Below are 14,814 nucleotides of genomic sequence, written 5' to 3' on the forward strand. Positions count from 1 at the left end.
TCGCTTGAAGGAGTGCAGTTCCCATGACGACCGATAGCCGCCCCGCGGCTCCATCCCGCCGCCACGCCGGAGCTGCACCCAGAACGCGAATGCTCGCGCTCGGTCTGCTGCTCGCGTTGCCTGCTGCCACGCTCAGCGCGCAATCGCCTACCGCGTCCACCGCCACCACGCTCAGCCCGGAACAGATCGACCAGCAGTGGCTCAGTGCCACCGCCAAGTACGCCCCGGAACGCGAGCGCCTGGTGCGCGAAGCCGAAGCCGGCGCACGCAAGGGGCCGTTCCGCCCCGACTGGGCTGCACTCAAGGCCTATCAATCGCCAGCCTGGTACGACAATGCCAAGTTCGGCATCTTCATCCACTGGGGCGTGTTCTCGGTGCCGGCGTTCGGCAGCGAGTGGTATTCGCGCAATATGTACCTGGAGGGCTCCAAGGAATTCGCCCATCACGTGGCGACCTACGGGCCGCAGGCGAGCTCCGGCTACAAGGATCTGATTCCCAAGTTCACCGCGCCCAAGTTCGATCCGAATGGCTGGGCCAAGCTGTTCCGCGACTCCGGCGCGCGCTATGTGGTGCCGGTGGCCGAGCACCATGACGGCTTCGCGCTGTACGACTCCAAGCTCTCCGACTGGACCGCGGTGAAGATGGGACCCAAACGCGATCTGCTGGGCGAGTTGTCCAAGTCGATCCGCGCGCAGGGGTTGCACTTCGGGCTGTCCTCGCACCGCGCCGAGCACAACTGGTTCTTCGACGGTGGGCGCAAGTTCGATTCGGACGTCAACGACCCGCGCTATGCCGCGCTTTACGGCCCGGCGCAGGTGCGCCTGCCGGGCAAGGACGATGCCGATGTGGCCAACGACTGGACGCCGGTATCGCAGGCCTGGCTGGACGACTGGCTGGCGCGCACCACCGAGCTGATCGACACCTATCAGCCGGACCTGATCTATTTCGACTGGTGGATTGCCCACCCCACCTTCCGCAGCAGCCTGCCGACCATGCTGGCCTACTACTACAACCAGGGCGCGGCGCGCACCGAAGCCGATCGCGGCGTGGTGGTGAACTACAAGCTGGGCGCGTTTCCGGAAGGGGCCGGCACGCTGGACATCGAGCGCGGCCAGCTCACCGGCATCCATCCCACCCATTGGCAGACCGACACTTCGGTGAGCAATGCATCGTGGGGCTATATCGAAAACGACACCTACAAGTCGCCGACTTTCATCATCCACATGCTGGCCGATGTGGTGGCCAAGAACGGCAACCTGATGCTCAACATCGGCCCGCGCGCCGATGGCTCGATCCCGGATACCGAGCGCGGCATCCTGCTGGAGATCGGCAAGTGGCTCAAGACCAACGGCGGCGCGATCTACGACAGCAAACCGTGGCGCGTGTATGGCGAAGGCCCGACCGAGGTGGTCGGCGGCACCTTCCAGGACGTCAAGACCAAGCCCTACACCGCCGAGGATTTCCGCTTCACCACGCGCGATGGCGCGCTGTATGCGATCGAACTCGGCTGGCCGGCCGGAGGCAAGGCGGTGATCCGCTCGCTCACACCGGCCGACGGCGTGCGCGGCGTGACGCTGCTGGCCAACGGCAAGAAGGTGCCGTTCGAGCAGCAGGCCGACGGCCTGCATCTGAGCCTGCCTGCCAAGCCGGTCGGCGAGCACGCCTACGTGCTGCGCATCGATCTTTCTTCTTCCCCCACTCCCTGACGGATGCTGTTTTCATGAGCAAGCGATTGACCTGGATCCTGCTGGCGCTGGCGCTGGTATGCGCGCCGGCCCTGGCCAAAACCCCCACGGCGTTGTTCTATCTGATGAACACGCAGAAATCGACCAACTCGTTCCTGGCCAATGTCGACAAGATCGACGTGGTGGTGCCGACCTGGTACGGCGTCGACCAGAACGGCTTGGTCAACGGCACACCCAACATGTACCTGTACGACATCGCCAAGCAAAAGAACCTGCGGGTGATGCCGATCCTGTCGATGACCACCGGGCGCGACGGCTTCCACAAGCTGATGCACGACGAAGCCGCCAAGAAGCGCATGATCGAATCGCTGCTGATCCACGGCAAGCGGCACAAGTACTACGGCTTCCAGTTCGATTTCGAGAACATCGCCTGGACCGATCGCGATGCCTACACGCTGATGGTCAAGCAGACCGCCGATGCGCTGCACAAGGCCGGCTTCAAGATGTCGGTGGCGGTGGTGCCCAATGCCCCGGGCCATGCCGAAGGCGGCCAGTTCTCCAAGTGGATGTGGGAATACTGGCGCGGCGCGTACGACCTCAAGGCGCTGGGCCAGGCCGCGGATCTGGTCAGCATCATGACCTACGACCAGCACACCCGCTGGACCACGCCGGGCCCGGTCGACGGCATGGTGTGGATGAAGAAGCACCTGGATTACGCGATCACCCAGGTGCCGAAGGACAAGCTCTCGCTCGGCATCGCCACCTACGGCTACCGCTGGTACACCGGTAATCCGGTCAAGGAAGACGGCACCGAGGCGTCGAACATCTCCGCCACCTATATCGATGCCGACGAATCGTTTCCGCTGGCGATCGAGCAGAACGCCACCGTGCAATGGGATCCGGTCGAGCAGGAATCGTGGTTCTACTTCTACCGCGACGACATGCGCGAGTGGGTGTTCCGCCCGGATGCGCGCAGCTTCAAGGCACGCTACGACCTGGTGAAGCAGTACGGCCTGGAAGGTTTCAGCTGCTGGGTGCTGGGCGCCGAAGACCCGAAGGTGTGGGACGAGTTGCCGACCGCGCAGCGCTGACCGCGTCATCGCACTGCTGCACGACAGGACGGGCGCGGTCGGTGTTCACATCGGAATGCATCCACTGCAAGCCGATGCGTGCACTGCCCGCGCCCTTTCTGCAACACGCCATGCGGAGCGCGGGCGCTGCGCGACACCACACACCGCGCACCCCGACGAAGCGTGCGCCAGTCCCTGCGCCATCCGGCACGGCTTTGCTACTGTGCGTGGCTGCCGTATCTCCCCCGCCATACCGGGATGTGATTGCATGATGTCGAACTCCGCACCGAGCCTGCGCTCACCGTTATCCGGGCCGCCGTCGCCGCGCAGCCTGTCGTCGCGCCTGCTGTCATCGCACCGACGCTCCTCGTGCCTGCTTGCGATGGCGCTGACGGCGATGGTGCTGGCGGGCTGCGGCCAACGCGATGCAGCGACCGCACCCGCAGCCAACCCCGGCAATACCGCAACACTGCCTGCGACCACCGCACCGCTGCCCCTGATTCCCGCCCCGGCCGAAGCCAGGCGCGGCACCGGCAGTTTCCGCGTCGGCACCGGCACGGTGATCTCCATTCCCACCGGTAACGCCGAAGTGCGCCGCAGCGCCGAGTCGCTGGCCAGCCTGTTGCAACGCACCCGCGGCCTGACCCTGGAAGTGCGCACCGAAACCAGCGCCTCGCCGCACAGCATCCGCCTGGAGCGCACCCCGCAGGCGCCGGTGGCACACAAGGAAGGCTATAGCCTGGATGTGGACGACAATGGCATCCGCATCACCGCGCGCGATGGCGCCGGCCTGTTCTATGGCGCGATCAGCGCCTGGCAATTGATGACGCCGGATGCGCGCAAGGGCGATGTCGCCGTACCGGCGGTGGCGATCCGCGACTGGCCGCGCTTTGGCTGGCGCGGCCAGCATCTGGATGTGGCCCGCCACTTCCACGACGTGGACACGGTCAAGCATGTGCTGGACGCGATGGCCGCGCACAAGCTCAATGTGCTGCACTGGCATCTCACCGACGACCAGGGCTGGCGCATCGAGATCAAGCGTTACCCCAAACTCACCGAGGTCGGTGCCTGGCGCACCCCGCCCGGCGCCGGCCAGCACGGCACGCCCGAGCGTTATGGCGGCTTTTACACGCAGGAGCAGATAAGCGAGATCGTCGCTTACGCCGCGCGCCTGCATATCACCGTGCTGCCCGAGCTGGACATGCCCGGGCATGCGCAGGCCGCGGTGGCCGCGTATCCGGAAGAAGTCGGCGTGCCCGGCCAGCGCACGCAAGTGGGCGTGGACTGGGGCGTCAACCCGTACCTGTTCAACACCAGCGAACGCAGCCTGAGCTTCATCACCAACGTGCTGGACGAGGTGCTGACCTTGTTCCCGTCGGCATATATCCACATCGGTGGCGACGAGGCGGTCAAGGATCAGTGGGAAGCCTCGCCCGCGGTGCGCGCGCAGATGCGCAAGCTGGGCGTCAAGGATGCGCACGCGATGCAAGGCTGGTTCAACGAACAGCTTGCGGCCTACCTCACCCAGCACGGCCGGCGCATGATCGGCTGGGACGAAATCCTCGAAGGCGGCGTGCCGGCCAGCGCCTCGGTGATGTCGTGGCGCGGCACCGACGGTGCGGTGACCGCCGCCAGGCAGGGCCACGATGTGGTGCTGGCACCGGGCGACTGGCTGTACCTGGACAACCTGCAGACCACGCGCAGCGACGAACCCAACGGCCGCCTGACCGTACTGCCGTTGTCCAAGGTCTACGCCTTCGACCCGGTGCCCGACACACTGACCGCCGAGCAGGCCACGCATGTACTCGGCGCGCAAGGCGCGTTGTGGTCCGAATACATTCCATCGCGCTGGCATGTGGATCACGCGCTGTTCCCGCGTCTGTCCGCCATCGCCGAAGTGACCTGGTCGCCGGTGGCTGCACGCAACTGGAAGGATTTCCTGGCGCGCCTGCCGGCGCAGCTGCAGCGCTACAAAGCGCTGGGCATCGACTACAGCGACGGCGCCTTCGCCGCCGATATCACACTGGAAAGCGGCCCCAACCCGGTGCTGGCCGGTGGCCCGGCCAAGGTGACACTCGGCACCCAGGCCGGTGCGGGCACGCTGCACTACACCGTCGACGGTAGCGATCCCACACCGGCATCGCCACGTTATGCGGCGCCGTTTACGATCCAGCTGCCGACCACGGTCAAGGCCACCGCCTTCGATGCCGACGGCACCGCGCTGGCGGCCACACGCAGCCGTACTTTCGATCGTGCCGGATTGTTGCGCGTGGACACCCAGGGCCTGCGAGATTGCGTGGACACCGGTGCGCTCGGCCTGCGCCTGCCGCTGCTGCCGGAACTGACCGCTGCCGACACGCCGGTCTACAACGTCGACCTGTTCCATGCCTGCCGGCTGTATCCGCAGGCGCGCCTGGATGGCGTCGGCGCGATCCGGATCGAGTCCGCACGCCTGCCGAACAACTTCGGCCTGGCCCACGAACAATCCAAGGTGGTGCAGTACCCCGCCAAGACGCGCCGCGGCGAGCTGGAAGTGCGCCTGGGCTGCGAGGGCGAGCTGATCGCCAGCGTGCAATTGCCCAACAGCGCCACGCTGGGCGAACAATTCATGCTGGAAACCGCACTGCCTGCACGCACCGGCATCCACGATCTATGCCTGCGCTTCACCGCGCCGATTCGCGGCCCGCTGTATGCCATCGGCGCCGTCCAGTTGATTGAAACCACCGCGCAGGCGCCCCCCGCCGCCACGCGCTGATCCATCCAAGGAGAGTCATCCATGCCCCTGTCCCGTCATCGTTGCGTTCCCGCCCCCGCCCGCCTCGGGCTTGCCCTGGCCGTTGCCATCTCGCAGGCCTGGGCCGCGCCGCCCACGGCAACGCCCCTGGACAGCGGCTGGCAGGTGCGGCTGGTGCCGGGCCAGGAACAGGCCAGGACCTATCCGAAAGCGGCGGCGTGGTTGCCGGCGCAGGTGCCGGGCGCGGTGCAGACCGATCTGATCGCTGCCAAGATCGTGCCGGACCCGTTCTATCGCGACAACGAAGGCAAGATCCAGTGGGCGGGCCTGAGCGACTGGCAATACCAGACCCGCTTCAACGTGGATGCGGCCACGCTCAAGCGCGGGCATGTCGAGCTGGTGTTCGACGGCCTGGACACGTTTGCCGAGGTCACCCTCAACGGCAAGCCGCTGCTCAGCGCCGACAACATGTTCCGGCAGTGGCGCGTGGATGCCAAACCCCTGCTCAAGCGCGGCGACAACGTGCTCGAGGTCAAGCTATTCTCGCCGATCAAGAAGATCCAGCCGTGGCTGGCCAAGCAGCCGTACGCGCTGCCGGGCGCCTACGATTCCGCCTTCGGCGACGAACCCGAGTCGCGCCACAGCTCCACCTACGTGCGCAAGGCGCCGTACAACTTCGGTTGGGATTGGGGCCCGCGCATGGTCAATGCCGGCATCTGGAAAGACGTGCGCGTGGAAGCCTGGGATGCGGTGCGCGTGGACGGGCTGCATATCGCCCAGCAACGCGTGGATGCCGACAGCGCGCAATTGCAGGCGCAGCTGGAACTGCAGGCCGGCCGCAGCGGCCCGGTGCAGGTGACGCTGGACGTGCTGGGCCCGGATGGGCAGAAAGTCGGGCAATTCACCCAGCAGGCGGTGGTCGACCCCGGCCAGAACCGCATCGATCTGCCGGTGCGCATCGCCAAGCCCAAGCGCTGGTTCCCGGCCGGCTACGGCGCGCAGGACCGCTACACCTTCGTGGCCAGCGTGCGTGATGCCGATGGCGACAGCCAGCAGATCAAGCGGGTGACCGGCCTGCGCTCGGTGGAGCTGCGGCGCGAAAAAGATAAGTACGGCAAGAGCATGGAGATCGTGATCAACGGCATCCCGATCTTCGCCAAGGGGGCCAACCTGATTCCGCTGGATGCGTTCCCCGCGCGCGTGAGCCCCGAGCGCATGCGCAGCACCTTGCAGGATGCGCGCGATGCCAACATGAACATGCTGCGCATGTGGGGCGGTGGGCATTATCAGGACGACCGCTTCTACGAGGTGGCCGACGAGCTGGGCATCATGATCTGGCAGGACTTCATGTTCGGCGGCGCAGTGCCGCCGTACGACGTGGAGTTCCGCGAGAACACCCGGCAGGAGGCGATCGAACAGGTCAAGCGCCTGCGCGACCATCCCAGCATCGTGCTGTGGTGCGGCAACAACGAAGTGCAGACCGGCTGGGAAAACTGGGGCGACCGGGTCAAGTTCAAGCAGTCGGTGGACCCGGAAGAACGCAGCCGCATCGAGCGCGGCATGACCACCTTGTTCGGCACCGTGTTCCGCGAAGTGGTGGCCACCTACGACAGCGACGTGCCGTACTGGTCCACCTCGCCGGGCACCAACTTCGACGGCGCCGCCGACCAGGCCAACGATGGCGACATGCATTACTGGAAGGTCTGGGGCGGCCCCGCGCTGCCGGTGACCGAATACCTCAATGTCACCCCGCGCTTCATGTCCGAATACGGCCTGCAGTCGTTCCCGGACATGCGCACCGTGCGTGCCTTCGCCGAACCCGGCGACATGGATCTGGAATCGCCGGTGATGCGCGTGCATCAGAAGTTCGACAAGGGCAACGGCAACAAGCGGCTGATGCTGTACATCCGCCGCGAATTCGGCGAGCCCAAGGATTTCGAGAGCTTCGTCTACCTGAGCCAGCTGATGCAGGCCGAAGGCATCAACCTGGCCGCCTCGCATCTGCGCGCCTCGCGCCCGCAATCGATGGGCTCGTTGTACTGGCAGCTCAACGATGTGTGGCCGGGTGCGTCGTGGTCCAGCGTGGACTACTACGGCCGCTGGAAGGCGCTGCATTACCACGCCCGCCGCTTCTACGCGCCGGAGCTGATCGCCGCATTGCGTAACGACAAGGGCCAGACCGAGGTGTCGCTGGTCTCCGACCGCACCACCCCGCTGGCCGCGCGTTGGCGCATGCGGGTAATGAGCATGGACGGCAAGCTGCTGAGCAAGCGCGAGGAAAAGGCCACCGTCAAACCGCTCAGCAGCCTGCAGGTGGGCAACTTCAGCGACAAGCAGTTGCTGGGCAGCGCCGACCCCAAGCGCAGCTACGCGGTGTTCGAGTTGTTCGACGGCGACAAGCTGCTGTCGCGCGAAGTGGTGTTCTTCGCGCCGGCCAAGCAGCTGGCGTTGCCGGCCGCCAAGATCGACAGCCAGTGGCGCGCCGATGGCGATGGCTATGCGCTGACGCTGTCCAGCAACACGCTGGCACGCGAGGTCTGGCTATCGTTCGGCGATGTGGATGCCACGCTGTCGGACAACGCGTTCGACCTGTTGCCGGGCGAGCCGTTGACCGTGCATGTGAGCAGCAAGGCCGCGCTGGCACAGTTGCAGTCCACGCTGCAGGTGCGCGATCTGGCGAGCACGCTGGCCGGTGCACCGCCGGAGCCGGCCGAGACGAAGTAAGCCGCGCCGGGAACAGACGTCGGCCGATGGCGCAGCGCTCGTCTCAGGGCGCTGCGCCATCCGCTAAGACTGCGCGTGGCGCAGTGACGGCAGTGCCGGGCGCAGGTCTCGTATCTGATCCGGCGTCCGATCAGCAACCACCACTGCGCCAAGTGTCACCAACCGCTGCCCGCGGTCTCGCTGCGGGCAATCCAAGAACAACGCGTGACGGCCATTCGCCGCCCCGCAGGAGTGAGCAGATGTCGTTGTCCGTGTTTCCATGCCGCCTGGCGGTCGCGCTGAGTCTGGGTCTGGGCCTGCCGCTGGTCGGCGCGCCGGCGTTGGCCGCAACACAACCCGATGCGACGCCGGAGCAACGCGCCGCCGCGCTGGTCGCACAGATGAGCCGCGAGGAGAAAGTCGCGCAGGCGATGAACGATGCACCGGCGATTCCACGCCTGCGCATCCCCGCCTACGAGTGGTGGAGCGAAGGCCTGCACGGCATCGCACGCAATGGCTACGCCACGGTGTTTCCGCAGTCGATCGGCCTTGCCGCCAGCTGGAATACCGCGTTGATGCAGCAGGTGGGCACGGTGGTGTCGACCGAGGCGCGTGCCAAGTTCAATCAGGCCGGCGCCCCGGGCAAGGATCACAAGCGCTACGCGGGCCTGACCATCTGGTCGCCCAACATCAATATCTTCCGCGACCCGCGCTGGGGCCGTGGCATGGAAACCTACGGCGAGGATCCCTTCCTCACCGGGCAATTGGCGGTGGGCTTCATCCGCGGCTTGCAGGGCGACGATCTGGATCACCCGCGCACCATCGCCACGCCCAAGCACATCGCGGTGCACAGCGGCCCGGAGCCTGGCCGGCACAGCTTCGATGTGGACGTGTCGCCGCGCGATGTGGAGGCGACCTATACGCCCGCCTTCCGCGCCGCCCTGATCGACGGCCAGGCCGGCTCGGTGATGTGCGCGTACAACTCGCTGCACGGCACGCCGGCCTGCGCGGCCGACTGGTTGCTCAACGGCCGCGTGCGTGGCGACTGGGGCTTCAAGGGCTTTGTGGTGTCCGACTGCGATGCGGTCGACGACATGACCCAGTTCCATTACTTCCGCCCGGACAATGCAGGCTCGTCGGCTGCAGCGCTTAAGGCCGGCCACGATCTCAATTGCGGGCATGCCTATCGCGAACTCGGCACGGCGATCGAACGTGGCGAAGTGGACGAAGCCCTGCTCGACCAGTCGCTGGTGCGCCTGTTCGCCGCGCGCTATCGCCTGGGCGAACTGGAAGCGCCGCGCAAGGATCCGTATGCAAAGCTCGGTGCCAGGGATATCGATAACGCAGCCAACCGTGCGCTGGCGCTGAAAGCCGCTGCCGAATCGATCGTATTGCTCAAGAACGAGGCCGGCACACTACCGTTGAAGGCCGGCACGCGGCTGGCGGTGATCGGCCCCAATGCCGATGCCCTGGCGGCGCTGGAAGCCAATTATCAAGGCACCTCGTCCGAGCCGGTGACGCCCTTGCTCGGCCTGCGCCAGCGCTTCGGCGCGCAGCAGGTGAGTTATGCGCAAGGTGCGCCGCTGGCCGCGGGCGTACCCGGCATGATTCCGGAAACCGCGCTGCGCAGCGACGGCAAGCCGGGCTTGCGTGGCGAATATTTCGACACTGTCGAGCTGGACGGTGCGCCGCGCGTGGTGCGGCAGGATCGCACGGTGAGTTTCAACTGGGACCAGGTCGCCCCCGCAAAGGGCGTGCCGGCCGATCGCTACGCGGTGCGCTGGAGCGGCGAACTGCTGCCGCCGAGCGCTGGCGATTACACGCTGGCGGTACGGGTGGCGCGCTGCTTCGACTGCGCCGGCCACGACCCGGTGCGGCTGTACATCGACGACAAGCTGGTGGTCGCCGGCAATGCCGAAGACAAGCATGTGCCGGCCGGCATGCACAACGCCGATGGCCGCAGCGTGGAAACCGTGCTGCACTTCGACGACACCCGCCCGCGCAAGATTCGCCTGGAGATGGAACACCGCGGCCAGGACCAGGGCGTGCGCCTGGAGTGGCTGGCACCGGCGGCCGCGCAACTGGCCGAGGCCGAGCAGGCGGTGGCGCAGGCCGATGCGGTGGTGGCCTTCGTCGGCCTGTCGCCGGATGTGGAAGGCGAGGAACTGCGCATCGACGTGCCCGGCTTCGACGGCGGCGACCGCAACGACATCGCCCTGCCCGCCCCGCAGCAGGCGCTGCTGGAACGGGCCAAGGCCTCCGGCAAGCCGCTGGTGGTGGTGCTGATGAGCGGCAGCGCGGTGGCCCTGAACTGGGCCAAGACGCATGCCGATGCGATCGTCGCGGCGTGGTATCCGGGCCAGTCCGGCGGCACCGCGATCGCGCGCATGCTGGCCGGCGACGACAACCCCGGCGGGCGCCTGCCGGTGACGTTCTATCGCTCCACCAAGGACCTGCCGCCCTACGTCAGCTACGACATGAAGGGCCGCACCTACCGCTACTTCAAGGGCGAGCCGCTGTTTCCGTTCGGCTACGGCTTGAGCTACACCAGCTTTGCCTACGCCGCGCCGCAGCTGTCCACTGCAACCCTGCAAGCCGGCAGTTCGTTGCAGGTGACCACCACCGTGCGCAACACCGGCACGCGTGCCGGCGACGAAGTGGCCCAGGTGTATCTGCAGTATCCGGATCGCCCGCAGTCTCCGTTGCGCAGCCTGGTCGGCTTTCAGCGTGTGCATCTGAAGCCCGGCGAGCAGCGCACGCTGCGCTTCACCCTGGATGCGCGCGCGCTGAGCGATGTGGATCGTACCGGGCAGCGTGCGGTGGAAGCCGGCGACTACACGCTGTTTGTTGGCGGTGGCCAGCCCGGCACCGGCGCGGCTGGCGAGGCCGCAGCGTTCTCGATCTCGGGGCGTTCGCCGTTACCGAAATAAGCGGGGCATCCGCGTGACCCACAACAGGCGTCGGCTGTCATGGCCAGCGCCTGTTGCATGATCTGCGCATGCTGCGTTGCATCGCAGGATGCAGACACCGCGACCGCGCAACCCGGAATTGGTGATCTATCCGCAGGCAATACGAGGATCTCCGCACACACTTCACACCTACTTGACAGAGCGCAAAACGCGGTCTATCACTAGCCACAGTCGGCAACACGCGCCATCGGCGTTGCGCCCGACGCACATGACGGCAACAGCGTTTCCACGTAGCACCTGCACTGGGAGATGGTTGGATGCAGCATCGTCGTACCGGCCAGCGCGTATCTGTCGCCGCTCATGCAGTGCATCGCATCGGCGCCTGCGGTGCTGTCGTCACGCTGGTGCAGCCGTCATGACCAAGCATTACAAGTTGAGCGCAATGCGCTCGCGTTCCAAGTGCATTGCCGGGTACTCCCCGCCCCGCCACTGACGCCTGCATGGCTGTCCCAGCTGGCAGACGCTCCGGCGCCACTCCCGTTCGGTAATTCGCACACGCGTTGATCGCGTGCTGTGCCATGCCGTGCGCGCGCATCGCCGTGCACCCGTCTGCCCAAGAGCAAGGCATCGGCAAGGCGTTGCCGTCGGCAACGCTGCCCAGCATCTGGCGAGGTGGCACGTGGCAAAGCGTAAGCGTTCGAACGGCAAGCAGTGGGTCGTGGCAATCCTGACCGTGACCGGCATGGCGTCTGCCGCAGCCGCAGTGGCAGGCACCGTGGAGGGAGACCTCAAGGAAGGCAGCAGCGGCAAGCCCGCCGCCAATGCGAAGGTACGCATTGCCGGCACGTCCTACAGCGCGGTGGCCGATGCGCGCGGGCACTTCGTCATCCGCGATGTGCCTGCCGGGCAGTACGCGCTAGCTCTGGACTACCCCGGCTTCAGCGCGGCCGAGACCAGCGTGCAGGTCGGCGACAGCGGCACGGCCTCGGTGGCCATTGCGCTGGAGGAGGTCAAGCAACTGAAGGCGGTCAGCGTGGTGAGCAACCGCTACGACGCCAGCGACCTGAAGATCAACGCCGCCAACACGGTGGACGTGCTGTCGGCCAACGACCTGCAACGCACCGCCGTGCACAACGTGGCCGAAGCGCTCGGCCTGATCGCCGGCATCAACATCACCAGCACCGGCTCGGGCTATTTCGGTGGCATCGATGGCGCCGCGCGCGGCGAAGGCATGTTCGCCTCGGTGCGCGGGCTGCCGTCCGAATACAACGTCAACATGATCGACGGCGTCACCGTGGCGCAGGGCATGCCGTACAGCCGCAGCGTGCAGCTCAGCCTGTTGCCGCCGAGCGGCCTGCAGACCATCGTCGCCAACAAGACCTCCACCGCCGACATGGACGGCGATGCGATCGGCGGCACGCTGGATTTCCGCACGCCCACCGCCTACGACTTCAAGGACATCACCAGCGGCAGCGTCACCGGCAGCGGCCGGGTGGAAAGCCGCGCGCGCGATTACGGTGGCGATGGCCTGGGCGGCGGCTTCGGCGGCGAGTTCCAGCACAAGTTCGGTGAGGCGCAACAATTCGGCGTCTATGCAAGCGCTTACTACGACTACCGCACCACCACCAACAGCGAGGTGGCCGCGGCCACCAGTGCACTCAACGATGGCTCCTGGGAATACCTGAATACCGATGCCGAAGGTCGCAACGCGGCCGGTTTCGATCCGCAACACAACCTCACCAGCACCGGCATGAACGTCGGCATCGCCGCCGGCTGGGAGCGCCGCTATGGCGGCAACGCCTCGTTCGACTGGCATGTGGACGACAGCCTGTCGCTGTATGCGCGCATGACCTACGCCTATGCCAAGACCGAGCAAGGCACCACCTTCGTGCAGTTGCTGCCGCAGGATGTGAGCTACGTGCCGACCGGCACACCGGGCGTGTTCACCCCGAATATCGGCCGCATCGCCTCGCGCTTCTGGTACGAGACCAACCCGGAAGTCGCCGACCTGGCCACCTTCCAGATCGGCGCCAAAAAGACCGCCGGCGGCTGGACCTTCATGCCCAACCTGTTCTACAGCTTCGGCAACAACGACCGACCCGACCATGTCGAAATCGACGGGCGCGAAGACAAGTTCAGCCAGGACAACTACGCCTACTCTGGCAACAGCTTCGTGCGCTATGGCGGCGGCGCGTTCCCCTACCCGCAGCTCACGCCCGCGCTGCAGGCGCAGGTCAACAACATCCCGGCGTTGTACGCCAGCAGCTATGGCGAGCAGACCAAGATCTACTCCGGCCAGAAGAAGGGCGGCGCGCGTTTCGACACCCGCTACGATTTCGAAGATGGCGCGCTGCGGTCAGTGCAGTTCGGAGTGAAGTACAGCAAGAGCAGCCGCCGCTACACCAATCGCGACTGGTATACCGGCGGCGTGGACGGCACCACCACGTTGGGCGATCTGGGCATCTTCACCGGCACCTATGCCTCGATCTTTCCCGGCAAATACGACTGGAATACGCCACGGGTGAGCGAAGCGGCGGTGGCCGGCGTCATCGCACAACACCTCAGCGACGATGACCTGGACACCTGCGGCAGTGCGTTCTACGTCAACAACTACAACTGCAACACCATGCGCGGCACCGAGGCGGTCAGCGCCGCCTATGCCACTGCCACCTTCACTGTCGGCAACCTGGATATCGTGCCGGGCGTGCGCTTCGAGCACACCGGGATCGACAACACCTTCTGGGTGAGCCCGGTGGATGCGGACGGCAACGAGATCGTCGGCTACTTCGACCACAACCACACCTCCTACAACGAGCCGTTGCCCAGCGTGTTCCTGACCTGGCGGCCGGACCTGCGCACCGCCTATCGCGCCTCGCTGTGGACCAGCTATACGCGGCCCGCCTTCGTACAGCTGGGTGGCGGCAGCCAGATCGACATCTCCAATGGCGTCACCACCATCACCCAAGGCAATCCCGACCTGAAGCCGATCGAATCCACCAACCTGGACCTGTCCGGCGAGTGGTCCACCGAGCGCGGCGGCTTCTTCTCGCTGGCCGGCTTCTACAAGCAGTTGCGCAACTACATCTACGATGCCGGCTCGGCCCAGGCCAATGGCAACACCACCGGCAGCGGCACGGTGCTGTACCACATGCCCACCAACGGCGGCGACGGCAAGATCTACGGGGTGGAACTCAGCGCGCGGCAGAAGTTCCAGGACCTGCCGGCGCCGTTTGACGGCCTGGGCATCAGTGCCAACGCCACCCGCCAGCATGCGCGCGCCGACCTGGGCCTGGCTGGCTTCGACAACGAGCACATGCAATCGGCGCCGTCGGCGATGGCCAACCTGGAGTTGTTCTACGAGCACAACGGGTTCTCGTTGAACCTGAGCTACCACTTCAGCAGTTCTTACCTGCTGGGCTACGACTTCCTGCACGAAGGCGCGCCGTGGAACGACCTGTGGGCACGCCCGACCCGGCGCGTGGATCTGCACACCGGCTACCGCTTCGACAACGGCGTGAGCATGGACCTGTCGATCTCCAACCTGACCAAGGAATACAGCTACTGGGCACATGTGGGCCGCGACAACCTGGCGATCTCCGACATCGTCGATGCCGGCAGCACCGCCTTGTTCACGGTCAAGTACGCGTTCTAGCGGCGCGTGACGCACTCACTGCGCGGCGCAACGCGGCGATTCCTTCCACTCCCTGGAGCAG

At 66.1% G+C, this 14,814-nt stretch carries 6 protein-coding genes; all 6 read left to right on the forward strand.

Going from position 1 to position 14,814, the window contains the following annotated elements; genetic code table 11:
• The first annotated feature begins 23 nt into the window (after positions 1-23).
• Positions 24-1,706 carry an alpha-L-fucosidase gene (locus ABQY74_RS14600; RefSeq protein WP_104569673.1) on the forward strand — a complete coding sequence of 561 codons (1,683 nt, stop codon included), beginning with the start codon at positions 24-26 and terminating at the stop codon, positions 1,704-1,706.
• 14 nt (positions 1,707-1,720) lie between these two features.
• Positions 1,721-2,776: a glycosyl hydrolase family 18 protein gene (locus tag ABQY74_RS14605; protein WP_104573681.1), complete on the forward strand. Its 1,056-nt coding sequence runs from the start codon at positions 1,721-1,723 to the stop codon at positions 2,774-2,776.
• Positions 2,777-3,023: 247 nt separating this feature from the next.
• Entirely contained in the window at positions 3,024-5,510 is a 2,487-nt protein-coding gene (locus tag ABQY74_RS14610; protein WP_372469903.1) for a family 20 glycosylhydrolase, read from the forward strand.
• Between the two features lie 21 nt (positions 5,511-5,531).
• Entirely contained in the window at positions 5,532-8,213 is a 2,682-nt protein-coding gene (locus tag ABQY74_RS14615; RefSeq protein WP_349791962.1) for a glycoside hydrolase family 2 protein, read from the forward strand.
• 239 nt (positions 8,214-8,452) lie between these two features.
• Positions 8,453-11,122: a glycoside hydrolase family 3 C-terminal domain-containing protein gene (locus tag ABQY74_RS14620; RefSeq protein ID WP_349791964.1), complete on the forward strand. Its 2,670-nt coding sequence runs from the start codon at positions 8,453-8,455 to the stop codon at positions 11,120-11,122.
• Between the two features lie 658 nt (positions 11,123-11,780).
• Complete coding sequence (locus ABQY74_RS14625; protein ID WP_349791966.1) at positions 11,781-14,753, forward strand: TonB-dependent receptor; 2,973 nt, start codon at positions 11,781-11,783, stop codon at positions 14,751-14,753.
• Positions 14,754-14,814 lie beyond the last annotated feature (61 nt).

Origin of the sequence: Xanthomonas sp. WHRI 7064 (assembly GCF_040202355.2) — a bacterium.
GTDB lineage: Bacteria > Pseudomonadota > Gammaproteobacteria > Xanthomonadales > Xanthomonadaceae > Xanthomonas > Xanthomonas arboricola.

Excerpts from the sequence above, each read along its gene's own strand:
- ABQY74_RS14600 (WP_104569673.1), top strand. The coding sequence starts at position 24 with ATGACGACCGATAGCCGCCCCGCGGCTCCATCCCGCCGCCACGCCGGA.
- ABQY74_RS14610 (WP_372469903.1), top strand. The coding sequence starts at position 3,024 with ATGATGTCGAACTCCGCACCGAGCCTGCGCTCACCGTTATCCGGGCCG.
- ABQY74_RS14605 (WP_104573681.1), top strand. The coding sequence starts at position 1,721 with ATGAGCAAGCGATTGACCTGGATCCTGCTGGCGCTGGCGCTGGTATGC.
- ABQY74_RS14615 (WP_349791962.1), top strand. The coding sequence starts at position 5,532 with ATGCCCCTGTCCCGTCATCGTTGCGTTCCCGCCCCCGCCCGCCTCGGG.
- ABQY74_RS14620 (WP_349791964.1), top strand. The coding sequence starts at position 8,453 with ATGTCGTTGTCCGTGTTTCCATGCCGCCTGGCGGTCGCGCTGAGTCTG.